Origin of the sequence: Fulvivirga ligni, from assembly GCF_021389935.1 — a bacterium.
Lineage (GTDB): Bacteria > Bacteroidota > Bacteroidia > Cytophagales > Cyclobacteriaceae > Fulvivirga > Fulvivirga ligni.
Map to the genome: position 1 here is coordinate 2,045,110 of NZ_CP089979.1, position 23,884 is coordinate 2,068,993.

The 23,884-nt window shown below is 39.6% G+C and carries 26 protein-coding genes; 18 read left to right on the forward strand and 8 right to left on the reverse strand.

What is annotated here, in order from left to right; genetic code table 11:
- The first annotated feature begins 41 nt into the window (after positions 1–41).
- From DarG to LVD16_RS09165, 15 genes are all read left to right on the forward strand, one after another.
- Positions 42–467 carry a flexirubin biosynthesis protein DarG gene (gene DarG, locus LVD16_RS09095; RefSeq protein ID WP_233773618.1) on the forward strand — a complete coding sequence of 142 codons (426 nt, stop codon included), beginning with the start codon at positions 42–44 and terminating at the stop codon, positions 465–467.
- The gene (gene darH / locus LVD16_RS09100; protein WP_233773619.1) at positions 433–1,467 is read left to right on the forward strand and encodes a BtrH-related acyltransferase DarH; all 1,035 of its coding nucleotides are present in this window, start codon (positions 433–435) and stop codon (positions 1,465–1,467) included. The genes DarG and darH overlap by 35 nt, the downstream gene beginning before the upstream one ends.
- Positions 1,468–1,470: 3 nt before the next feature.
- On the forward strand, positions 1,471–2,208 hold the full coding sequence (locus LVD16_RS09105; protein WP_233773620.1) for an ABC transporter ATP-binding protein: 738 nt from the start codon (positions 1,471–1,473) through the stop codon (positions 2,206–2,208).
- Positions 2,208–3,485 (forward strand): ABC transporter permease, encoded by a 1,278-nt coding sequence (locus tag LVD16_RS09110; protein ID WP_233773621.1) that lies wholly within the window; start codon positions 2,208–2,210, stop codon positions 3,483–3,485. The genes LVD16_RS09105 and LVD16_RS09110 overlap by 1 nt, the downstream gene beginning before the upstream one ends.
- A 28-nt stretch (positions 3,486–3,513) precedes the next feature.
- Positions 3,514–3,783, forward strand: a complete 270-nt coding sequence (locus tag LVD16_RS09115; protein ID WP_233773622.1) for a phosphopantetheine-binding protein — start codon at positions 3,514–3,516, stop codon at positions 3,781–3,783.
- Between the two features lie 5 nt (positions 3,784–3,788).
- The gene (locus LVD16_RS09120; protein WP_233773623.1) at positions 3,789–4,988 is read left to right on the forward strand and encodes a beta-ketoacyl-[acyl-carrier-protein] synthase family protein; all 1,200 of its coding nucleotides are present in this window, start codon (positions 3,789–3,791) and stop codon (positions 4,986–4,988) included.
- 5 nt (positions 4,989–4,993) lie between these two features.
- On the forward strand, positions 4,994–6,040 hold the full coding sequence (locus LVD16_RS09125; RefSeq protein ID WP_233773624.1) for a beta-ketoacyl synthase chain length factor: 1,047 nt from the start codon (positions 4,994–4,996) through the stop codon (positions 6,038–6,040).
- Between the two features lie 109 nt (positions 6,041–6,149).
- Positions 6,150–6,623 carry a hypothetical protein gene (locus LVD16_RS09130; protein ID WP_233773625.1) on the forward strand — a complete coding sequence of 158 codons (474 nt, stop codon included), beginning with the start codon at positions 6,150–6,152 and terminating at the stop codon, positions 6,621–6,623.
- A 153-nt stretch (positions 6,624–6,776) separates the two neighbouring features.
- On the forward strand, positions 6,777–7,340 hold the full coding sequence (locus LVD16_RS09135; RefSeq protein ID WP_233773626.1) for a TetR/AcrR family transcriptional regulator: 564 nt from the start codon (positions 6,777–6,779) through the stop codon (positions 7,338–7,340).
- Positions 7,341–7,440: 100 nt separating this feature from the next.
- On the forward strand, positions 7,441–8,010 hold the full coding sequence (locus tag LVD16_RS09140) for a hypothetical protein (protein ID WP_233773627.1): 570 nt from the start codon (positions 7,441–7,443) through the stop codon (positions 8,008–8,010).
- A gap of 69 nt (positions 8,011–8,079) precedes the next feature.
- Entirely contained in the window at positions 8,080–8,550 is a 471-nt protein-coding gene (locus tag LVD16_RS09145) for a hypothetical protein (protein WP_233773628.1), read from the forward strand.
- Positions 8,551–8,580: 30 nt separating this feature from the next.
- Positions 8,581–9,345 carry a cyclase family protein gene (locus tag LVD16_RS09150; protein ID WP_233773629.1) on the forward strand — a complete coding sequence of 255 codons (765 nt, stop codon included), beginning with the start codon at positions 8,581–8,583 and terminating at the stop codon, positions 9,343–9,345.
- Positions 9,346–9,356: 11 nt separating this feature from the next.
- Positions 9,357–10,259 (forward strand): alpha/beta fold hydrolase, encoded by a 903-nt coding sequence (locus tag LVD16_RS09155; RefSeq protein WP_233773630.1) that lies wholly within the window; start codon positions 9,357–9,359, stop codon positions 10,257–10,259.
- A 91-nt stretch (positions 10,260–10,350) separates the two neighbouring features.
- Positions 10,351–10,998 (forward strand): hypothetical protein, encoded by a 648-nt coding sequence (locus tag LVD16_RS09160; protein ID WP_233773631.1) that lies wholly within the window; start codon positions 10,351–10,353, stop codon positions 10,996–10,998.
- A 275-nt stretch (positions 10,999–11,273) separates the two neighbouring features.
- Positions 11,274–11,651 (forward strand): hypothetical protein, encoded by a 378-nt coding sequence (locus tag LVD16_RS09165; RefSeq protein ID WP_233773632.1) that lies wholly within the window; start codon positions 11,274–11,276, stop codon positions 11,649–11,651.
- Between the two features lie 16 nt (positions 11,652–11,667).
- Here LVD16_RS09165 and LVD16_RS27725 read toward each other — a convergent pair whose 3' ends face one another.
- Entirely contained in the window at positions 11,668–11,790 is a 123-nt protein-coding gene (locus tag LVD16_RS27725) for a hypothetical protein (protein ID WP_255697896.1), read from the reverse strand.
- Positions 11,791–11,906: 116 nt separating this feature from the next.
- Between LVD16_RS27725 and LVD16_RS09170 the strand changes: the two genes are divergently transcribed.
- The 3 genes from LVD16_RS09170 (at position 11,907) to LVD16_RS09180 (ending at position 16,314) form a co-directional block, all read left to right on the forward strand.
- Positions 11,907–12,527: a hypothetical protein gene (locus LVD16_RS09170; protein WP_233773633.1), complete on the forward strand. Its 621-nt coding sequence runs from the start codon at positions 11,907–11,909 to the stop codon at positions 12,525–12,527.
- Positions 12,528–12,672: 145 nt separating this feature from the next.
- Positions 12,673–14,388, forward strand: a complete 1,716-nt coding sequence (locus LVD16_RS09175) for an amidohydrolase family protein (RefSeq protein ID WP_233773634.1) — start codon at positions 12,673–12,675, stop codon at positions 14,386–14,388.
- A 177-nt stretch (positions 14,389–14,565) separates the two neighbouring features.
- Positions 14,566–16,314: a SpoIIE family protein phosphatase gene (locus tag LVD16_RS09180; protein ID WP_233773635.1), complete on the forward strand. Its 1,749-nt coding sequence runs from the start codon at positions 14,566–14,568 to the stop codon at positions 16,312–16,314.
- A gap of 71 nt (positions 16,315–16,385) precedes the next feature.
- Here LVD16_RS09180 and LVD16_RS09185 read toward each other — a convergent pair whose 3' ends face one another.
- From LVD16_RS09185 to kduI, 7 genes are all read right to left on the reverse strand, one after another.
- Positions 16,386–17,057, reverse strand: a complete 672-nt coding sequence (locus LVD16_RS09185; RefSeq protein ID WP_233773636.1) for a bifunctional 4-hydroxy-2-oxoglutarate aldolase/2-dehydro-3-deoxy-phosphogluconate aldolase — start codon at positions 17,055–17,057, stop codon at positions 16,386–16,388.
- 3 nt (positions 17,058–17,060) lie between these two features.
- Positions 17,061–18,074 (reverse strand): PfkB family carbohydrate kinase, encoded by a 1,014-nt coding sequence (locus tag LVD16_RS09190; protein ID WP_370687637.1) that lies wholly within the window; start codon positions 18,072–18,074, stop codon positions 17,061–17,063.
- Positions 18,075–19,475, reverse strand: coding sequence for a glucuronate isomerase (uxaC, locus tag LVD16_RS09195; protein ID WP_233773637.1), 1,401 nt, complete (start codon positions 19,473–19,475; stop codon positions 18,075–18,077).
- Between the two features lie 10 nt (positions 19,476–19,485).
- Positions 19,486–20,913, reverse strand: coding sequence for a tagaturonate reductase (locus LVD16_RS09200; RefSeq protein WP_233773638.1), 1,428 nt, complete (start codon positions 20,911–20,913; stop codon positions 19,486–19,488).
- Positions 20,914–20,988: 75 nt separating this feature from the next.
- Complete coding sequence (locus LVD16_RS09205; protein WP_233773639.1) at positions 20,989–22,017, reverse strand: LacI family DNA-binding transcriptional regulator; 1,029 nt, start codon at positions 22,015–22,017, stop codon at positions 20,989–20,991.
- Positions 22,018–22,043: 26 nt separating this feature from the next.
- Positions 22,044–22,832: a gluconate 5-dehydrogenase gene (locus tag LVD16_RS09210; protein WP_233773640.1), complete on the reverse strand. Its 789-nt coding sequence runs from the start codon at positions 22,830–22,832 to the stop codon at positions 22,044–22,046.
- A gap of 3 nt (positions 22,833–22,835) precedes the next feature.
- Positions 22,836–23,675: a 5-dehydro-4-deoxy-D-glucuronate isomerase gene (kduI, locus tag LVD16_RS09215; RefSeq protein ID WP_233773641.1), complete on the reverse strand. Its 840-nt coding sequence runs from the start codon at positions 23,673–23,675 to the stop codon at positions 22,836–22,838.
- Between the last annotated feature and the right edge of the window lie 209 nt (positions 23,676–23,884).

Genomic DNA, 23,884 nt, shown 5'->3' on the forward strand with positions numbered 1-23,884 from the left:
TTGTTTGGCATTTCATGTGATCTTTAAATAACTATTTAGGTATGAAAAAAGATAGCCTTCCACAAGACTCTTCCGCATTAAAGGATTTCACCCGTGAGGTGTGTTATGTTAAAGATGATAATGGAAAATATGAGCAGGGTTTAAGTACCGGCTGGAAGGTAAAAGCAGATGCTCTTGATGAGGCATGGGCTGATATCAACGATCGAATATTAGAATCAGCACAGGAAGTGGCGGCAGGCCAAAAAAGCCCTGTGCTGTTTTTTATGGAATTAAACTTAATGGATTTTCCTACACTTACCGGATATACTGGTTTTTGGAAATGGACCATTAAGAGGCATATGAAACCTGCCGTATTTAAAAAGCTGAGTGAAAAGAAACTGGCCAAGTACGCCAAAGCGTTCAAGATTTCAGTGGAAGAATTGACAAGTTTTGATGGAAGAAATATTGACAAGTACACCAAAAAATAGCAGACAGCATATACAAACTGCTCACTGTGAAAATGGAGTAGTTACCACTTTGCTGCAGCATCATGGAGTAGACTTCATGAACGAACCCTTGGCTTTTGGTATTGGAGCGGGCATGTTTTATGTGCACTTACCTTTCTTAAAAGTAAATAACGCACCTGCCATTGCTTTCAGAATTATGCCTGGTTATATCTTCAGAGATACTTGCAAGGCACTAGGCGTAAACATTTCCAGAAAGAAATTCCGTTCGCCAGAAACAGCCAGAGCTTATTTGGATAAAAAACTGGAAGAAGGACATCCGGTTGGTTGCCAGGTGGGAGTATTCCATTTGCCCTATTTCCCTAGAGAGTATAGATTTCATTTCAATGCGCATAACATCATTGTGCATGGTTTTGAAAACGGCAGGTACATTGTAAGTGATCCTGTTATGGAAGAGCTTACCAGCCTTTCTCCAGAAGAATTAGACGAAGTACGCTTTGCAAAGGGACCTCTAGCACCTAACGGACAGATATATTTCCCTACTCAGGTAGGCGAAATAGATGAAGCCAAACTAAAGAAAGCAGTTAAGAAAGGAATTAAGAAAACTACCTGGTGGATGACACAGGTGCCTATTGAGCAGATTGGTGCTCGTGGGTTTAATTATACTGCCAAGAAAATACGCAAGTGGAAAGAGCAACTGGGCGACCGTAGAGCGGCGCTTTACTTGGCTCAGATCGTGCGTATGCAAGAGGAGATTGGTACAGGAGGTGGAGGTTTCAGATTTATCTACGCCGCTTTCCTGGAGCAGGCAGCTGAAATCTTACAAAAAGATGAGCTAATGGCTTTTTCTGAGGAAATGACCAAGTCTGGTGATTTGCTAAGACAAAATGCTGTGCGAATGGCTCAGATTATAAAAGGAAGAACATCGGATCAGAAAGACTATGATGAGGTAGCGGATGCTATGGCTGAAATTTCTGCTCTGGAACTTAAAACATTCAAAAACCTGCGTAAACTGCGATTATAGTCAATGACCGATAATTGCATTAAAATAGAGCGCTTAACCAAAAGGTATCCTGGTGAGTCTAAGGATACCCTGTGTGGTATAGATCTTACCATCAGAGAAAAAGATAAATTCGGCATTTTAGGTCCTAATGGAGCGGGTAAAACTACCCTCATCTCTATTTTGTGTGGCATTATAGAAGCTTCTACCGGCCATGTTTATTATTGGGATCAGGTGCAAACACCTAAAGTAATCCAGCAAAAAATTGGCTTTGTGCCTCAAGAATACGCCTTTTACGGAGAGCTTACTCCCATGCAGAACCTTGAGTACTTTGGAGCCATGTACAAACTGACTGCCGCTGAAATCAAGGAGAAATCTATCGAAATATTGACCAGATTAGGACTGGGCGATGTTAAAAATAAAAAAGTTCGAGCCTTTTCTGGCGGCATGAAGCGTAGGATGAACCTGGCCATAGGTATCATTCATGATCCTGCTATTTTGTTCTTAGATGAGCCCACGGTAGGGGTAGATGTGCAGAGTAAAATGGCCATTATGAAATTACTGGAAGAGCTCAACCAAAAAGGAACTACAGTTATCTATACCTCACACCACCTGGATGAGGCTGAGGAATTCTGTAATCATATTGCTTTGATTGATCATGGCACCATCATCACTGAAGGAAACACTTCAGAACTACTCAAAGAGCATGCAGTAGACTTAAAAGGCCTTCTTATTAACCTAACCGGAGAATCATACAGAGACTGATGTTTAGATTTTGGATAGCGTGTAAAAAGGAGTTACTCATTCTCTGGAATGATAAAACAGGGTTGGCGCTGATGTTTCTCATGCCTGTGCTTTTGGTTTTTGTAATTACGATCATTCAGGATAGTGCTTTTCAAATCGTTAATGAGAACAAGATCAGCATTATTATTTCCAACAGAGACCAGGGAGAAGAAGGCAAACGGCTGATAAGTATGCTGGAGGACTCCAGATTTTTCACTATTACTGAAAATGATGATTTAGACAGCGAAAGCATAAAGAAGGAAATGAACGATGGTAATCAGATCACAGGATTGATTATACCAACAGATTTTTCTGAAAAGCTTATCCTTAAATCTCAGATGGTGGGTGATATCATGCTTGAAGAGCTCGAAATTAAAGAGCAAACAAATACCACCTCAGATCTACAGATGCCCGCACTACAGTTTTATCATGATCCTGTACTTCAGGAGAATTTTAATTCATCCATAGTAAATGTGATCAATGCCTTCGTTAAAAGCATTGAAGGTGATTTATTAATCAAAGAAATATCGGCTCAGTTAGAGTTAAAGGAAGCGCCTAAGAGACTGGAAAAGGCTTTGGCCTCTAATCAGGTAACCATACAGCAGTTTGCAGCCACACTCTCTGAAAATGAAATTATACCTAACTCTACCCAGCATAATGTGCCGGCATGGACAATTTTCGCCATCTTTTTCATGGTTATTCCTATGGGTAATAACATAGTGAAGGAGAAGTTAAATGGCAGCTTTATGCGATTAAAAACAATGCCTACCAATTTCGCCTTGGTGTTATGGGCCAAGCTGTTTGTCTATTTGCTGGCTGTAGTGCTTCAGGTATTTATCATTTTTGCGTTAGCTAAACTTACATTTCCATCTATCGGTTTGCCAGAATTGATTCTGCCATCTAATTTGCTGGCTTGTTTAGTTGTGGTGGTTATGACCGGTTTGGCAGCAATAAGCTTTTCAGCCGCTGTGGGTACTGCGGCTAAGACTCAGGAGCAGGCTAATGGCTTCGGAGCGGTGGCTATTGTGATCTTTGCTGCTATTGGCGGAGTACTAGTTCCAAGCTTTGTTATGCCTGAATACATGCAGATAATAAGCCATGGATCACCATTATACTGGTGTCTGGAAGCGTTTTATACATTGTTCCTGAGAGGGGGAGATTGGCAGGTACTAGGCCCGGATTTATTAGGTTTAGCAATTTTTTGTTTAGTTTGCTTTGTAGTAACCTACTGGCAGCTGAAAAAGAGTAGAATTATTTAAAATCAACATCAATATATTTTAATAGCATATGGCTAGTGAAGAATTAATATTAAAATTAAAGAAGCAGATTATCCAATACTTAAACCTTATGGATGTTCAGCCTGAAGACATTGAAGCTGATGAGCCATTATTTGGCCCTGAAAGTAATATTGCCTTAGATTCTATAGACGCCATAGAGCTTAGTGTGCTATTAGAGCGTGAGTATGATCTTAAAATTACTGACTCTAAGCAGGGTAAGAAGATCATGGCAAGTGTAGAAAAACTAGCTGAGTTCATCACCGAAAACGGTAAAGCATAAGCTATATGAGTAAGCGTGTTTTTGTTACGGGAATGGGCATTATTTCGGCATTGGGCAATGGCGTTCTGGAAAATAGAAACCAGCTCGAAGCAGGAGCTACGGGCATAAAGAAAGCCACCATCCTAAAAACACGTTATACAGACATTTTTCCTTTTGGGGAGGTTCCTCTTACCACCGATCAGCTGCTTGAAATGGGAGAAGTGATTGGTGAAAAAGGTATTTCAAGAACGGAAGCCCTGGCCATGGTTGCCATAAGGCAGGCCTTAAAAGATGCGGGCCTTAAGCAGGAGCAGGTGGAAGATTACAGTATGTCATTATTGTCTGCCAGTACGGTAGGAGGTATGTCACGAACTGATCAGTTGCATAAAGATGCCAATAAATTGGAGCCTGCATCAGAGTATTTGGCTTCATACAATGTTGGTGAACATACTAGCGGTATAGCCAAAAGATTAAATGTAAAGGGAGCTTCTACCACCTTTAATACAGCTTGTTCCTCATCAGCTAACGCTATAATGTATGGAGCCAAGCTAATCAAGTCTGGAAGGGCTACCCGAGCCATCGCAGGCGGTACGGATGCATTAGCCAAGTACACCGTTAATGGGTTTAACTCCTTACAAATACTGGCTGAAGAGCTATGCAAGCCATTCGATAAAAATCGGGTAGGTTTAAATTTAGGAGAAGGGGCAGCCTATCTGATCCTGGAATCGGAAGATGTAGTAGGAGATAAAAAGATATACGGTGAGGTGTCAGGCTATGGTAATGCTAATGATGCCTTTCATCCATCATCTATTTCAGATGAGGCCTTTGGGGTAATAGCGGCCATTGAAGGAGCACTGGAAACGGCTCAGATTCCACCAGAGCACATTGATTATATCAACACTCATGGCACAGGAACACCTAATAATGATATAACGGAGCAAACGGGTATGCATAAGGTGTTCAAAGGGCAGATTCCTCCCTTTCAATCCACTAAAACCTATACAGGGCATACTTTGGGAGCGGCAGGTGCGATAGAAGCTGTATTCAGCCTGTTAGCACTAAATCATAACGAATTATATACCAGTCTCAACTGCGCTGATCCGATTGATGATTACGGAGTGGTGCCTATCAATAAGTATCAGGATAATTACGAAATCAACCATGTGCTTTCTAGTTCATTTGGCTTTGGAGGTAATTGTTCATCTTTAGTATTTTCAAAAGTATAAGCTTTATGTTCATAAGAGATATGTCATGTATTTCCGCACAGGAAACTTATCACGGTGAGTTGTTTACTGATGGAGTAAAGTTTTTTGACGAATCTAAGCTTTGGGCTAAAGAACCAAACTATAAAGGCATAATTCCCATGGGCTTACTCAGACGCATGAGTAAGCTGGTAAGGATGAGTGTAGCCACCGGCATGCCACTTATAGATAAGCATCAGGATGTGGAGGGAATTATCTTCGGATCATCTAATGGTAGTGTTGATCATTCGTTACGCTTTCTTAATCAGATAGTTGAGTATAGTGAAGGTACACTTACCCCAACTGACTTTGTACAGTCTACCTCTAACTGCGTGGCGGGTATGCTGGCGCTTATGGGTAAAAAGAGAGGATATAACACTACACATGTTAACCAGGGATTATGCTTTGAATCATCTGTTTTAGATGCGAAGATGCTTTTCGAAGAAGGAAAGTATAAAACTTTGCTAATAGGTGGGGGAGAAGAGCAATCTGCCAGCAACTACAACATCGAATCTCAGCGTGGGCTCTATAAAATAGAGGAAATCTCAAGTAAAGATTTGTTAAATACCAATACACCTGGTACACTTCCTGGTGAAGGTGTGGCCATGTTTGTAGTGGAGGCAGAAAAGAGCAATGATAGTATTGCCCAGATTGTGGCGGTAGATTCTATTCAGCATGTTGATACTGAGGGACTTGCAGATAAGTTGGAGATTTTCCTTAAAAACAATGGCCTTACTGTTTCAGATCTGGATAGCGTGGTATTAGGTAGAAATGGTGATGTAGTGGCTGATCAATTCTATAATCATCTTGAAAAGGATCTTTTTACGGATCACAATATATTCGTCTACAAGCACCTCAGTGGTGACTATTATTCAGTTCCCGCTTTTTCTTTATGGCTTACAGCCCAATTATTATCAGGCACTAAGCTACCTGAAGAATGTGTTTGGAAAGATCAGGGCAAAACACCTAAGAATATCCTTCTTTATAACAATTGCGAAGGCAAGCAGCATGGATTTATGCTGATAAAAGGTTGCTAATAAAACCTTCGGAATAAAAAACTCAAAAAAAAATTCTGGAAGATGTGATTTTTATCGACTGTCATCTACTAATGGGTTAAATGATGTGAAACACATAAACTCTATTAGAATGAAAGCGATGGAAACTAATCAAAATCAAGCTCCTTTAAATTTCAATAAAATACGAAAAGGTGAAATGTCAGGACTAATGGTCACCTATGGCGGAGCCATTTGCTTGATGGTGAATTTTACCGATGTATCTGGCTTTACCATGAAGTTGTTTATGATTGTGGCCATACTGGCGCTGGTTACACTCCCCATCATTTCGCTCTATTTACTCAAACGCCTACGAAAGGCTGATCCCTCTCAGCCAAATAACCTGCTGCAGCACAAGATGAGATTTAAAAAGTTTCAAGTACTAAGCGTGTCCATCGGACTTTTCATGCTATTGATCATGACTCCTCTTCTGGCAGCCATTAAAGGTAAAAATATCACCGACGATCCATACTTCTGGACGGTACGTTTTCCCCTCGCTGTAGCCTTGTTTTTAGGCTATGCTTTCTGGGTACATAGATCGTATAAGAAAGCATTGAAAATGGTGTAGGCACACCTAACTCTTCAATTAAATAATTCACTTTACATAAAAGATGACCGGTTCGGAACTTGTCGCAATTGCGATAGATTGAACTGTACCGTTTAAACGTTAGCGTTTATAAAAATTAAATGCTAAATTATATAGACGCTAACGTTTAGAAATATGCCTCTAAAAAAGGTCCATAAAAATGAATGGCTTAAGCACGGTTTATCCCAGTTTTCTTCATTGGGTTTGGCCGGAATTAATGTAGAAAAAATGTCTAAGGCATTGAAATGCAATAAGTCTAGCTTTTATTGGCACTTTAAAACCAGACAAAATTTCTTCGAAGAATTAATTCAGTTTTGGCAGGATCAACAAGAATCTCTGATCCAAAAACTGCATATGGAACATTCACCCTCTGAACGTTTCAAGAACTATCTCAGATTTCTATTTCGTAAAAATCAATATGGAGACTTGCTATTCTTTATTCAAAGAGAGGCTTTGCATGATAAGTTCCTAAAAAAGGTCCTTCGTAATTATAATCAGCAAAATAATGAACTGGCATTTATACTTATCTTAGACTTAGGCTATGATGAAGAACAGGGCAAACAGAAGACTGATTTGTTGCTCCATTTTCATAGAGGCTGGTACGAACAGCATAAGTATCAGAGAGTTTCCAAGCCAAAGGTGGAGGATGCAATGAAGTTGGTGAATGATTTTATAGAATTTGAAGGGGAGAAGGACTGAATTTCAGAAGCTATTTATATCATTTCAGATAGATTTTTTGAATGAAAATGGGTATTATTAATAAGAGATTTATGATCCTCAAAAGAGTCATTCAGAAAATATGAAATATGTTCTTTTTACATTCCTTTGCTGTTTTGTTTTGATAAACGCATCGAATGCTCAGTCTGCTTCAGATACTCTAAGAGTAGGGTATACTTATTGGTGGCCAAAAGCAGGGCCATTTATTGGAATGTGTGGGGAGCAGTATTCATTGGTTTTTATAGGTGAGATAAAATCATTGAGCAAACCACACCTCTCTGATACTGAGAATTATACCAGTCAGGAGGGTGTAGTATCTATTGACAAGGTGCTGCATAAAAAGACATTGGACCAGGCTAGTTATAAAGGGCAAAGCTATTTCACCACCAATTGCTTTAACGAATCAGGATTGAAGGTGGGGGATAAGGTGCTGATCGTTTGCTATAGTTATGAAGAGCATTTTAGCATTCCAGGAAGAGAATCCATATTGAAAATAACAGGTAAGAAGGATCCGCTTGTAAAATCCTTGAAAAAATACATCACGTCTAACCAAAATGCCAGGGTGATAGAAAAAGATTTGTCATTATGGGAAGAACGTGGATTTGGAGATGATCTAAAGCAAATTCTGGAATGCAAAGATGTTATGAAATGAGGTCGTGCGCTCCACTTTTTATCTGTCATTAAACCTGTTATCTTCGCCACCGACTAAACAAAAAACCACATGAAAAACTTATCAACCTTATCAATAATCATTTGCTCTCTACTGGCTTTGGTATCATGCGACGCACTTACCGGTGAAGAAGTTGGCAGAATACCTGTGAATGAAGTAAGTACAGATGATGAACATCTGATCCTAAAGGAAACCTCCGTTGACTTGAAGCAAGGAGATGACGTTGGCATTTGGTCTGATATGGATTTGGAATATGAGGGTGATGTGGTGGTAAGCTTTAGAATGGAGGTGCTGAAAGACGGGGTGAAATTTGGTGGGATGGAAATAGATCCTTTTGAAAAGGATATTACCATGAATGAAACTAAAACTACCATAGGCGGCGATACCAAATGGAAGTTTAGTGGTCGCAATGCTAATTTGATGATTGAAGAAGATGGAAATTATACCTTTCAGGCCATTTTGGTGACCTCTGATAATCCTTCATTAAAGATCAATAAGGCAGAAATAGTGCTGAAAAAATAAGCACAATTCCCTGCTAGAAATAAAGCCATCATGAAAATCATCGACCTATCTAAGCCTATTCAATATAACAAGGATGATCCCTGGTTTATGAAAGTGAAAATCAAGCATAAACCTCATAAGAAAGCAAAATGGTTGATTCGCTTCTTGGGACTTCCGTTTAAGCTTTTCCCCAAAAATTTTGATGGTTGGGCAGATGATACTATTCAAAAAATGGGAGTGCATTCTACCACACATATTGATGCTCCCTGGCACTATTCACCTATAGTAAAGGGTGAAAAAGCCAAAACTATAGATGAAATTCCTTTAGAGTGGTGCTTTGGTGAAGGTCTTGTTATTGATATGAAGCATAAGCCTGATTTTGAGGCTATTGAGGTTGCTGATATTGAAGATTTTCTGGCCAAAGAAAGCTTGGAACTTGCTCCAGGTTTGATCGTGTTGATTAAAACTGGCCGTGACAAGTTTAACGGTAAGAAAGACTTTCATAAAAAAGGCACTGGCATGAGTGCGGCCGCTACTGAGTGGCTAATCAAAAAAGGGATAAAGGTGATGGGCATAGATTCCTGGGGATGGGATCTGCCACTTCCATATATGTTGCAGAAAGCGAAGGAAACCAATAACTCTGAGTTGTTCTGGGAAGCACACCTAGTGGGGCGTGACCATGAATATTGCCATATGGAGCAGTTAGTGAATCTGGATGCACTGCCCTACACAGGTTTTAAAGTGGCCGTTTTTCCATTAAAAATTGTAGGTGCCTCTGCGGCCCCGGCCAGAGTGGTAGCTATGCTGGATAATTAAAAATCTGGACGATGCGCAAAATAAGAATTATAGGCTGTGTTTGTTTTCTTATTTTAAATACATGCGTCTACGCTCAAAAATCTCATTTTGCTCCATCCAAAGATCTAAAGATTCATTATCAGGTATTGGGCATTGGAGAGCCTGTTTTAATTATAAATGGTGGCCCCGGATTTAGTAGTGAAGGCTTTTTACCATTGGCCAGGAAAATAGCCTCTCTCGGATATCAAGCTATTCTCTATGATCAACGTGGTACTGGTAAGTCATCCATCCAGCCATTAGACAGCACCACCATCACTATGGATCTGATGAATGCCGATATTGAAGCCATCCGTAAGCATTTGGGTTATGAGAAGTGGATAGTTTTGGGCCATTCCTTTGGTGGAATTATGGCCTATTATTATACCTCTAAATATCCTGAAAAGGTAAAAGGTATGATTCAGTCATCTTCTGGCGGCATAGACCTTACCCTGCTTTCGACTTCTGGTATTTTATCTCGTCTCACAACCTGGGAAAGAGACTCTCTTCAGTATTGGAATACTCGTATGTCAGAACATATTGCAGGAGCTAGAGAACATTACTACAGCTACCTAGCGCGGGCATATGTGTTAGATAAGTCTCACGTAGCGGCTGTTACAGAAAGATTATTACAGGGTAACTTATTTCTTAACGGACTCGTTTGGCAAGATCTGAGACGTATCAATTATGATTGTAAAGAACAACTGAAAAACTTTCAGGGGCCCGTTTTAATTATTCAAGGCCAGCAAGATGTAGTAAGCATGGAGCTTGCAGAGATAGCTGAAGGTACATTGCCTAATAGTGAAGTGGTGATTTTACCTGAATGTGGACACTACGGTTGGCTAGATCAGGAGGCAAAATATTTCAGTGCCATAGCATCATTTCTGGATACTTTTTAAATTCTCATTATAATTATTCTTTCTATATTATTATATTGGAGCCCATTTCTGGTTTCCGGAAATTATAAATTGTCACATTAGTTGCTTTAATATGGAAAGATCTGAACAATTAAAATTCTGTCAAGCTTGCTTAAATAGGCAGTTCGACATTAATAAAGGTGTTATTTGTGGACTAACAAACGACATAGCCACTTTTGAGGGGCACTGCCCAAGCTATGCTGAAGACTTCAAAGCTGCGGAAGAACTAAAACAACGAGAGGCCGTTTTGCAAGACGCTGCAGTTGGTCAGCCTTATGGCACATATTCTGAGAATCAGGCCGAAAAGGCAGTGAAGAGTGGTGCCAATTGGTTTTATTGGATAGCGGCGCTCTCTATGATCAATTCATTTATGTTTTTGGCTGAATCGGATTTTGGTTTTATAGTAGGGCTTGGCATAACGCAGATTGTTGATGGCATTCTTTACGGTCTCTTGGAAGAGGTTAGCTTGTGGGGCATTATCCCAACCTTATTTTTCTCTGGTATTTTCGTGATATTGGGCTACAATGCTCACAAATACAGTAAAGCCGCATTCATCGCAGGTATGATTGTGTATGGATTAGATTCCTTGATATTTATGGCAGTTGGAGATTACTTTGCTGTGGCCTTCCATGCATTTGCCGTTTTCATGATATATAAGGGCTTTAGCCATTTGAAGGAAATTAAAATAGAAGTAATGGAAAATAGACCTACTTTGGATTAGTGAAAGTTCTACTAACCACTGCCTGGGTCTTCTCAATCACCTTCTTTAATATCTCTACGCCTCTGTCGGTGTCTTCACCGACAGACTCTGTCTCATAATAATAAATCTCTCTTATGCCCCTGTCTGTGTCCCCACAGACAGGTTCTAAGATATTGACTTGAATCTCCTAAACTCTGTCTCATAAGATGAGAGCTTTCTCTTTTAATTAAATTTTATTGTTTAATAATACAACCATGAACTATTAAGTTGGGTCATATTATAAAAAATAAAAATTTATGAAAAAGATATTTGTTGCGTTTGCTTTACTGTTTGTGAGTCTGTTTGCCTGTAAAGAAGAAGACGAAGAAATCAATTTGTATAATGTACGAATTGAGAATAAGGTAGATTCAGATTTGAATGATGTAGTGGTACGTTTTGGAAGTGAAAAATTGGACTTTGATGTAGTATCATCAGGGGTTCTTACAGACTATAAATCACATTCCAGCCAAGACTATATGGAAATGGATCTCATGTATAAAGGCAGAGAATACTTTTTTAAATTTCAACCCATTGAATTCATAGATGCAGACGTGCCTGCACCATTTACCACCATAGTAATTATTTCGGATGAAAAGGGTAATGGTATAGATATGTACTTTGAAATAAGACAATAAACGAAGTATTCTCCTTCTATCTTCCTCCTTCTACGCTGGTATAGCTTGTGTTTGTGATGACACAAACACAGGCGAAAACCCATGATCTCTTGTTGGTCAGCACATCTGCGCCTCTGTCTGTGTCTTCACAGACAGTCATTCTCAAGATTAAATTTCACCAACGATCTACCAGTTCGCACAGAATGACACAAAAGACTCAAATTCATTTGTAAGCCAGAAATTGAAATATTATTTTTCGAAAAAACTTTTTCAAATATGATTAGAGCTCTATTTCTCCTCATTTTTTCAGTTTTTACTCATTATACATTTGCTCAGGAGGAAAAGTCAATTACTTATCTCAAGCTTGAAGAACGAGGTGATTATACGAATGGTTATATCATTACTAAAGATCATCACCGGATCAACGGACTGATAGAAAGGTTGGATGATAAATTGTACAAAGTAATCAGTTTTGTGCATTATGATGGACGTGAAATAGGATACCGCCCACCAGATATTTCAGAGTATGGCTTTAATGGTCATCGCTACGTGTCTGACGGGGACGGATTTTATGAAATGATTATGATGGGGACCAAAATTGGTTTGTTCATTAGAGAAAACAATGAAACTTATCTCAGGTATGATGCTTTCAATCAGCCGGGTACCGGGATAATGGGTAGCCACTTTAACGTGATAAAAAATAGAAGCGGCGTAATGATTTTTGTTAAGAAGACTGATGAGTCAGAATTCAAACGCGTTCGGCTTACTGATTTTAAGATGAATTTTATTCCCTATTTCCAGGATTGCCAGATTGTGGTAGATGCCATTGAGTATGACGTACTTACCTATAAAGACATTGAGGACATATGCACGTTATATAATACCTGTGAGGATTAAATTTTATCCTTATGCTGCTGAGTTGAGGTAAGTACAAACCTATACTTCGTTCTTGAGAGATAATTTACGCTAACCAAACCAGCAAATCCTTCCTTTTACCTTCTCCTTTTTTTATATTTCATTCTTAAACCCTAGCCTGTTTCTCATGAAAAACATATTAATCATTTTGTGCCTGCTGATAGCCAAGACAGCTTTCGGTCAATCCAATCCGTCTGTATATATTAAAAATGCCACCTATTTAGATGTAAAAAAGGGGAAATATGTCACAGGAGTCAATATCTTGATAAGCGATGACCAAATCATTGACATAGGTAAAAAGGTGGCAAAGCCAGCAGGAGCTGCTGAGTTGGACGCTACGGGTAAGTTTATTATCCCTGGACTGATTGATGCTCACATCCACTTCTTTCAGTCTGGAGGGCTATATACACGTCCGGATGCTATTGATTTAAGAGACGTGAGGTCATATGATGATGAGATAGCTTTCATGCATGAAAATTTGGATAACACGTTAGACCGATATTTAAAAGTTGGAATTACCACCGTATATGATGTTGGTGGACCTATGGCCAATTATGAGATAAGAAAAATGGCTAATGAAAAGGAGGTAGCTCCAAACGTTTTTCTTACCGGACCGCTGGTTTCGACCTATCAGCCTAAGGCCTTCGAAATTGAAGATCCACCTATTATTAAAGTGCACACAGAGGAGGAAGCAAGGGAAGTGGTGCGAAAGCAGTTGCCTTTCAAACCGGATTTTATTAAAATTTGGTATATCAATTTACCAGATTTAACTGCTGACCAAACTTTTAAGCTTATTCAGGCTGCCATCGGCGAAAGTCATAAGCATGATCTACCTGTGGCTGTGCATGCTACGGAGCTAAGTACCGCTAAGCTGGCAGTAAAGGCAGGTGCCAATTTCCTTGTTCATAATGTGGATGATGAGCCTGTGGATCAGGAGTTTATAAAGCTATTGAAAGATAACAATGTCACTTTGATACCAACTATGATAGTGGCTGGCAAATACAGTCAGGTATTTTCTCAGGATAATCATCTTACCACAGCAGACTTTAAGTATGCTGATCCTTTTGTGCTAGGGTCATTATTTGATCTTCAACACATCACAGGAAAAGATGATATGATTCAAAAGTATAAAGACTATAGTGTAAAAGGTCAAAGTAGGTTGGCTAACGAAGATGCTATGAGAAAATCTAACCTAAAAGCGTTGTTTGATGCCGGGGTGAAAATAGCTACAGGTACTGATGCAGGTAATGTGGGTACTCAACACGCCAGTTCTTATTATGAAGAATTAGAATGGATGAAAGCAAGTGGAATGACAAATCTTGATATCATAAAAGCATCTACCATAAATGCTGCAGAGATCTTAGGTAAGAGTCAGTTGGGGAGTATCAATAAAGGCATGCAAGCGGATTTGGTCATTACCAATATAGACCCATTAAAGGAAATCAATTTTGTAGATGGAATAGAGTACACAATTTCTGCGGGGCACCTTATCAAAACTGACACCCTGCTTGCGGATACTCCCGAAGTGTTAGCTCAGAAGCAACTTAATGCCTATAACGCCAGAGATATTGAAGCTTTTCTGGAGCCATATGCCGAAGACGTGAAGATATATCAGTTTCCTAATCAGTTGAGTATGGAAGGAAAAGAGGCCATGAGGAAGAGCTATTCTGGGATGTTCGAGCGCATTACTAATCTGCATTGCGAGCTGGTAAACAGAATAGTTCAGGGAAACACTGTAATAGATCACGAATCTGTAATTGGGTTTGGAGAGGATAGGTTTGAGGCTGTAGCAGTTTACAAAATAAAGGACGGTAAAATTGCTGAGGTGTACTTTATCAGATAGCAATTAAATGAGGTCTTTTATAACATGGAATATGATAAAACTTGGGATTAATTGCTATTTTTTCTACTTGCGGTTACCCGCTACTTATTAGTGTGATGTATAGTAATTATTGATAGACTATATTGGCCTTATTTAGGTACAGTTATGCATAAAAATCTTATACGTTCTGCTGCTTTTTTGATAACAATAATCGGACTTATTTTTAGTCCGTCTGTCTTTTCCCAAAAGATAGATAAAAGCAAACTGGAGCAGGATCTGAAAACGGTAGTGGAGAGCAAGGATTATGAGAAAGCTGCATATTACAGCTATCAGTTAGCTAAATCCAGCTACAGCCAAAAGGAAAATAAAGAGGCGCTGGATTACTTAGATAAATACTTTGATTATAGTAAAAAGTCTGAGGATGAGCTACTTGAATATCTCGCATATCAGTTAGAAGGTGACATTCATTTAAGTATGAACGATGCCGGCAAGGCACTGAACAGTTACAAAAAATCACTGAAAGCAGCTAATAGAATAGGTAGGGCAGACTTCGAAATAGAAGCATCATTAGCTACAGCCAGCGCATTTATGGCACAAGGCAGACATAAGCGTGCTATCAGCCCGTTGGAAGAAGGCCTTTCTTTATCTATAGTGAATCATAACATTGAAGCACAGGAGCGCGCCTATGATCTTTTGATACAAAGTCATAAAGCCTTAGGCAATTCTGATAAGGTAAAAGAATATGAAACCTTATTGTCAGATTTGGCGCCCATAGCTGAAGAGGATAATTCAGGTTTAGAGGCAGATGTTGATTCCCAAGCTACAGGTACCACAAGGAGAAGGGTCAGGAGAAATAATGGAGGCCTGGATAAATTAAGGCAGGTGGAGGATTCTTTGCTAGCAGTAAGATATTCTTTAGAGGAAACGGAACAGTCGCTCAGAAATATGGAGGCGGTAAGTGAGAAGCAGCTGCTGGAAATAGACTTGCTGAATAAGGATAAGGAGCTGGCTGATTTAGAAATAAAAGCTCAAAATGCCAGGCTGAAGAATGCGGCTTTGATCCGAAATTTCATCATTGTGGCTTTGTTGTTAACTGCAGCATTGGTAGTGGTACTTATTCGCAGTTACAGAAAAAAGATAGAGGCCAATAAAGAAATTGACAGGCAGAATAAAAACATTCAGAGTAGTATCAATTACGCTAAGCGAATTCAGGATGCTATGCTGGTAAACGCTTCAGTGCAAGAGAGTTTAATACCGGAATCATTTATATTATTCAAACCCAGAGATTCTGTAAGTGGTGATTTCTACTGGTTTTCAGAAATTAAAAGTTGGTATGACCCTGATGTGGTTTTTGCGGCGGTTGACTGTACAGGCCATGGTATACCGGGAGCATTCATGTCATTGGTGGGGATAAACGCCCTGAATAATATTGTGAACAGGGGAGAGGCGGAGTCTAACCAGATACTTGAAAACCTGGATATTGAAATACGCCAGGCCTTACAGCAAGAGACTACCGGGAACCGTGACGGTATGGATATTGCCCTTTGTATCTATAGAAAGGAAAAGAATATTCTGGAGTTTTCAGGAGCTAAAAATCCATTGATATACATTCAGGACGGAGAGCTACACCAGATCAAAGGTGATTCAAGAGCCATTGGAGGTTATAGACCTACCAAAAAGAAGCCTGGACCATTCAAAAAACATGTGGTACCTATAGATCAGCCCACTATGATCTATGTTTTCTCTGATGGTTTTCAAGACCAGTTTGGTGGTGGTGACAACAGCAAGTTTATGATCAAGAAGTTCAAAGAATTACTGTTGAGCATTCATCATTTGCCGCTAGCAGAACAGAAGAGAGAGCTTGATAAGACTATTGAAGATTGGAAAGGCAAAGAGCACCAAACAGATGATATCCTGGTAATGGGTATCCGCTTGGATGAAGTATGATGTGCTCGTGAAGAGCAGAAAATAAAAAAAAGGTCCTCAAAGTTTTTATTCTCTTTGAGGACCTTTTTTATTTAAGGTCTTACAGAATCTACCAATAACATGGTCTCCTGTACTTTATTCTTTAGGCCTTCGTAATCATTATTCGAAATGAAATTAGAAGTGATCAATTGAGATCCCATCCCTACGCAATGTGCGCCAGCTGCAAACCACGAAATGAGGTTATCATGAGTAGGTTCTACACCACCTGTAGGCATAATGCTAGCCCATGGCAATGGTCCTTTTACAGCCTTGATGAAATCCGGTCCGCCTACCTGGCTGGCAGGGAAGATTTTTACTACTTCAGCTCCAAGTTCCTCAGCTTTAGATATTTCAGAAACAGATCCACAACCAGGTGACCACATGATTTTTCGTCTGTTACAAACTTTCGCCATATCTTCATTGAGCACCGGAGATACTATAAAGCTAGCTCCAAGTTGAATATAAAGTGCTGCTGTAGGCGCATCTACAATAGAGCCTACACCTAGAATAAGACCACTAGCGTGCTGCTTGGCATACTTTTCTAGCTCTCCGAAGATTTCATGAGCGAAATCACCACGATTGGTGAATTCAAAAACTCGAAGGCCTCCGTCATAGCAGGCTTTTAATACTTTTTTACAGACTTCTAAATCAGGATGATAGAAAACGGCAACTAAACCAGTTTCTTTCATCTTTAGTGCTACTTGAATGCGTGTAAATCTTGCCATAATTTATCTTACTATTCTTCCGGAAGTATTTCCGTTCATTAAACTTTCAATTTCTTCTACAGTAGCCAGGTTAGCATCACGCTCTATTGTATGTTTCAAAATAGAAGCTGCCACGCCAAAATCAATGGATTTTTGATCATCCTCATAAACTAACTGACCGTAAATAACACCAGCAATAAAGGCATCACCTCCACCTACTCTGTCCACTATTGGGTTTACCTCAAATACTTCTGTTTTTAGCATTTCAGCTCCATCAAATAAATGTCCTGTTAAGGTATTATGTGATGCACTGATGGAATCTCTTTCCGTAGTTACTATTTTCTTCACTTTAGGAAACTGAGTGGTGATCTGACTAAAAACAGTCAGTTCTTTATGTTTGATGTCTTGAGAATCTATTCCCAAAATGTCCTTTGCATCATATGTGCTGGCCACTAGCAGGTCACAACCCTCAATAAGTTCAGGCATAATTTCAGTAGCTTTCTTACCATATTGCCACAGGTTCTTACGATAGTTTATATCACCTGAAACAGTTATCCCTTTCTTATTAGCCACTTTAATGGCTTCCTTGCAGCAGTCTGCAGCACCTTGTGAAATAGCCGGCGTTATTCCCGTCCAGTGAAACCAGTCGGCACCATCTAAAATTTTATCCCAGTCTAGCATGCCGGGTTGAATATGAGCAAAAGCAGAATCAGCCCGGTCATAAATGATTTTGCTCGGACGTACGCTGCTGCCCGTTTCAAGAAAGTATAATCCCATTCTATGATCACCATAAACAATGGAATCAGTGTTTACTCCAAAGCTTCTGAGTTGATTAGAGGCAGCCTTACCTAATTCATTATCAGGAAAGCGAGTAACATGAGCAGCCTTTAGGCCCAGCTGAGCTAAAGATACCGCTACGTTTGCCTCTCCACCGCCATAAGTAGCATCAAAGCTGGTTGACTGAACAAAACGAGAATGGTTGGGAGTAGAAAGGCGAAGCATTACTTCGCCAAATGTCACTACCTTTTTAGTCATCATTTAGAAGTTGAAATAGTTCTTGGCGTTGTTATAACAAATATTCTCCACTAATTCACCCATCCAGGCCATCTCACTAGCAGGGAGTTCTCCATTCTCAACGTCATTTCCGATTAAATTGCATAAAATTCTTCTAAAATATTCATGCCTTGGGTAGGAGAGGAAGCTTCTGGAGTCTGTAAGCATACCTACAAACCTGCTTAGAAGTCCCATGTTTGAAAGCGCATTCATTTGCTTGATCATGCCATCTTTTTGATCTAAAAACCACCAGGCAGAACCATACTGGATTTTACCAGCCACAGATCCGTCATTGAAGTTACCGATCATAGTAGCATAAAGCTCGTTCTGGCTAGGATTGAGATTGTATAAAATGGTCTTAGCCAGTTGGTTAGTATTATCCAATCTATCCATGAATTTGGCTAAAGCCGAGGCGACACCAAAGTCACCGATGGAATCAAAACCGGTGTCAGGGCCAAGCTCACGCATCATTCTGGTGTTGTTGTTTCTCAATGCACCCAGGTGGAACTGCTGAGTCCATCCTTTAACATGATCCATAACGGCCATATCATAAAGCATTGCTGATCTAAACTTGCTCACCTCTTCAGGAGAAAGAGCTTGTTTGTTAAGTGCCTTGCTGAATATGGCTTTTATTTCGCTTTCAGTATAATCATCAGCATAAACAGTTTCAAGGCCATGATCTGATAGTCTGCAGCCCATTTCATGGAAGAAATCATGTCTGTTTTTAAGGGCAGTTAAAAGATCATCATAGCTTTCAATGCCTACTCCCGAAACCTCACTTAATTTGTTAAGATAAGGTAGGAATACATCACTGTTTTCTATGGCCAGAAGTTTATCAGCTCTAAAAGCAGGCAAGATATGTACATCAAATCCGTCTTGCTTTATTTTCTGGTGATGCTCCAAGCTGTCAATAGGATCATCAGTGGTGCAAACCACTTTTACATTCATCTGCTTCAGAATATTTCTTACGCTGAATTCTTTGGTTTGAAGCTTCTCAGTGCAAGCGTCATAAATCTCTCTGGCAGATTCTGGTTTTAATATTTTATTGATACCAAATGGCTTTTTAAGCTCCATGTGTGTCCAATGGTATAATGGATTACGCATGGTATAAGGCACGGTAGCAGCCCATTTTTCAAACTTTTCATAGTCAGAGGCATCACCGGTACAGTATTTTTCATTCACACCATTGGTACGCATAGCTCTCCACTTATAGTGGTCACCGTTCAACCATATTTTGGTGAGGTTTTCAAAATTTTTATCACTGGCTATTTCATCAGGAGGTAGGTGACAGTGATAATCTATGATGGGCATTTTAGCCGCATGATCATGATATAATTGTTGTGCTGTCTTTGTTTCCAGCAAAAAATTCTCTGATAAAAATGACATGTTATCTCAATTATTGTAAGTACGATTTTTCTTTTTCAGCCTTAACCAAACTGTTAATTTCAGTCTGTAGCTCACTTTCCAGTCCCTCAACCTTGGTTAAGTCTGTATCCCACAGAGCAGTGTTAGAAAGTACCTTCTGCGCAATTTGCTCCTGATCTCCATTCCAAATTTGCCCAAAAAACTCCATCACATCTGCAGAGTCATTGAGGGCAATCTTCTCATCTCTCCATTCGCCTTTGTAAAATACTATGAGCGCAGCCAATGCATGTACCAGATGATGTGGTAAACTGTTTTTACGGTTATAGTATTCCAAAACTGATGGAAGAACCCTTACCTTATACTTAGAAGTAGAGTTAAGCGCAATGGAAATTAACTCATGTCTGATGAAAGGATTTTGAAATCTTTCCAGTACGGCATTAGCAAACTTCTCTAATTCCTCCTGAGGCAGATCCAACGTTGGTACAATTTCATCAAATATGGTTTCTTTAATGAATTCACCAGTGTAATCATCTTCCACAGATTCTCGTACCGTTCTCACGCCATGCAAATAGGCTACAGGCACCAAGGAAGTATGTGCACCATTAAGAATTCTTACTTTTCTGGTTCTATATGGCGTAATGTCTTTTACAAAAAGTACATCCAGATCAGTCTTATGAGTAGGGAAGGCCTCTTTTACGCCTTCAGGGGCGTCTATCACCCAAAGTAAGAAGGGCTCAGCCTTTACCACCAAATTATCTTCAAAGCCTAATTCAGCCTGAATTTCTTTTATATTCTCTCTTGGATATCCAGGTACTATCCTGTCAACCAAGGTGTTGCAGAATTTGTTACTGCTTTCTATCCAGCTAATAAATTCATTGGATAAGGCCCAATGTTCAGCATATTGTAATATGGCCTTTTTAAGATTCACTCCATTATTTTCAATCAGTTCGCATGGAATTAAGGTTAGCCCCTTATCAGCTGCACCATTGAAATGCTTAAATCTATGATAAAGTAAGGCAGTTAATTTACCAGGAAAGCTGTCTGGAAGGCTATCCATTCTCTTATCAGATTCATCGAATCTAATACCAGCTTCGGTGGTATTGGAAATGACAAACTCCAGATCAGGATTTTCTCCTAACTGCAGATATGCTTTATAATCTTCATAAGGATTAGAAGCGGAATTAATACTGGTGATCAATCTTTTATCATCAATTGTTTCTCCATTCTGAATGCCCTGAAGCAATACATGATAAAGGCAATCCTGGTCATTCAGCATGTTGACCATGCCTTGTTCAATGGGTTGTACCACATGAATACCACCATTGAAATCGGCCTTTTCATTTAATATATCAATTACCCAGTCTACGAAGGCCCTAAGGAAATTACCTTCACCAAACTGAAGCACTTTTACCGGATGATTCTTCTGAATTCCGGCTGTTTGTTCATTGAGGGGTTTCATATCTTATCTCTTTAAATACCTTTAAAAAACAATCGATTGTTTATGTATATTTAATCTTAACAGTAGCCTATTCTATTATCCTTTTTTCAAGGATGATTGTCTAATGATCAATTCAGGTTTAAGTACGGTTTTTTGAGGAAGCTCCTTTTTGTTGCCTGCTTTTATCTGTTTAAAGAAAAGCTCGGCACAAACTTTACCCATGGTGATACTCAGCTGATCTACAGTGGTGAGTGTTGGATCTGTAAAGGAGGTGAAAGGCTCATTACTGAATCCTGCCAGCGCCACATCCTGAGGTATATTTAAACCCTGCTCTTTCAGTACCTGCATGGCGCCCATGGCACCGTAATCACTGGCAGAGAAAACCGCATCCGGTCTATTATCTAAGGCCAAAAGCTTTTCCATGCTTTCTCTTCCATCTTCCAGCTGCATATTGCTTTCTACAATAAGATCATCATCTATTTTGATGTTATTATCTCTTAAAGCATCCAAATAACCTCTGAGTCGATCTTTATAAATGTTGATTTTTATAGGGTTAGTGAAGTGAGCGATGCGCTTACAACCTTGCTCAATCAGGTGCTCAGTAACTTTATAAGCTCCCAGATAATCATCAATCATTACCTGGCCGGTCTCTATTTCATCGGTAGTACGGTCAAAAAGAACAACAGGTGTGCCACGATCCTGAGCTTTCTTAAAGTGCTCAAAATCAAGGGTATTCTTGCTGATAGAGGCAATTATTCCGTCTACGCGTGCACTTAGAAGAGCATCAATAGTTTGCACCTCCTGGTCATAATCTTCATATGACTGGCAGATGATAACCTTGTAATTAAGCTTATTAGCGATTTCTTCAATCCCTCTTACAACAGAGGAGAAAAAGGCCCTGTTAGCTGTAGGTACTACTACACCAATGATATGGCTCTTACCATTTCTAAGTGCCGCCGCAATATTATTAGGCTGGTAGTTGAGCTCTTTAGCTACTTTTTGTACAGCTTTTCGGGTGTTTTTACTTATTCGGGGGTTATTATTTAACGCCCTGGATACCGTAGATGCCGTAATATTTAGCGCTGAAGCGATATCATGAATTGTAGTTTTTCCTTTTCCTGCCATTTTTATGGTTACGCCCGTATTATAGTTTAAGCTTCGTTAGTGGGTTTGCCTATGGTTGCTAATATACCACCATCTACATAAATAATCTGTCCATTAACGAAGTTGCTTGCTTTGCTGGCGAGGAATATGGTAGTCCCGCCCAGGTCTTCAGGATCTCCCCATCTTCCGGCAGGGGTCCTGTTTACTATAAAGTCATTAAAAGGATGGCCATCCACTCTTATTGGAGCAGTCTGGTCTGTAGCAAAATAGCCAGGGCCAATGCCATTGACCTGAATGTTATATTTTGCCCATTCCGTAGCCAGGTTTCTGGTGAGCATTTTCAGCCCTCCTTTAGCAGCAGCATAGGCTGACACCGTATTTCTTCCCAGCTCACTCATCATAGAGCATATATTAATGATCTTTCCTCTCTTCCTTTCCACCATGTATTTAGCTACCTGCTTGCTCATAATGAACGGCCCGGTAACGTCTACATCTAATACTTTTCTGAAGTCTGCCACTTCCATCTCCAGTGCTGGCACTCTTTGAATCATGCCGGCATTGTTCACTAAGATCTCAATGGGTCCGATTTCACTTTCTATCTTCTTAATGTTGCTAGCCGCTTCTTCTTCGTTAGTAACATCAAACAAAAACTCATATGCCTTATAACCACCAGCTTTGTATTCTTGCATTGCCTCTGTCATTTTAGCGGGGGTGTGGCCATTAATAACCAGCGTTGCTCCGGCATCGCCTAGTGCTTTGGCCATAGCCATACCCAGACCATGCGTGCCACCAGTGATAAGCGCTACTTTTCCGGTTAAGTCAAATAGATTGGTCATAGCTTATCTCAGGTCAGTTGGTTCTACTTTGTCCATATCTCCATAATCCAGGTTTTCTCCAGCCATACCCCATATAAAGGTGTAATTAGAAGTTCCCGCACCACTGTGGATTGACCATGGTGGTGATATCACTGCCTGGTGATTTTTCATCCAAATATGACGTGTTTCATCAGGTTCACCCATAAAATGGCATACAGCGGCATCTTCAGGAAGTTCGAAGTAGAAATAAGCTTCCATTCTTCTGTCATGAGTATGCGCCGGCATAGTGTTCCATACACTACCTGTTTTAAGTTCGGTTACTCCCATTTGTAACTGACAGGTAGGCACTACAGAGTTTACTAAGACCTTTCTGATGATTCTATGATTTGAACTTTCCATGCTGCCCAGCTCTACTGTTTCGGCCTCATCCAGAGATACCTTTTTGGTAGGGTAGTTCCTATGAGCCGGAGCAGAGTTGAAATACAACTTCGTTTCTCCTTCTAATGATGGGTGAAACAGAACCTCTTTTGTTCCCATGCCTATATATAAGGCCTCTTTGTTTCCTAGCTCATAATCACTACCGTCTACTGTTACTTTAGTAGGAGCAGCTACATTTATAATTCCTATTTCTCTTCTATCCAGAAAGTTTTCTGATTTCAGAGTGTCAAATGTTTCTAACTTTAAAGCTTTGTTTACAGGATTGATACCACCAACAATTAATCTATCATAGAGCGTATAAACGGCGTGAATAGTATCTTCTTCAAATAGCGTTTCTATTAAATAAGAGCTGCGCAATTTTTTGGTATCATAGTTTTTGCTGTCCTCATGATGAATTGCATGCCTTACTGAATATTTTATGCTCATAATGGAATAAATTAAAGTTGTGTAAACGATTGCTCAAAAATAGGGATAAATTCAAATACATGGCTACTGTTTCAGATTTATCTCCTGGCTAACATAAAATAAAATATTGATATTTCCGCCAAAATCATCCCAAAAGATTGTGTTTGAGAAAAAAGTTTCGATTTCATTTTGGATTAAGATTAATAATTGCTAAAATGCAATCGATTGCA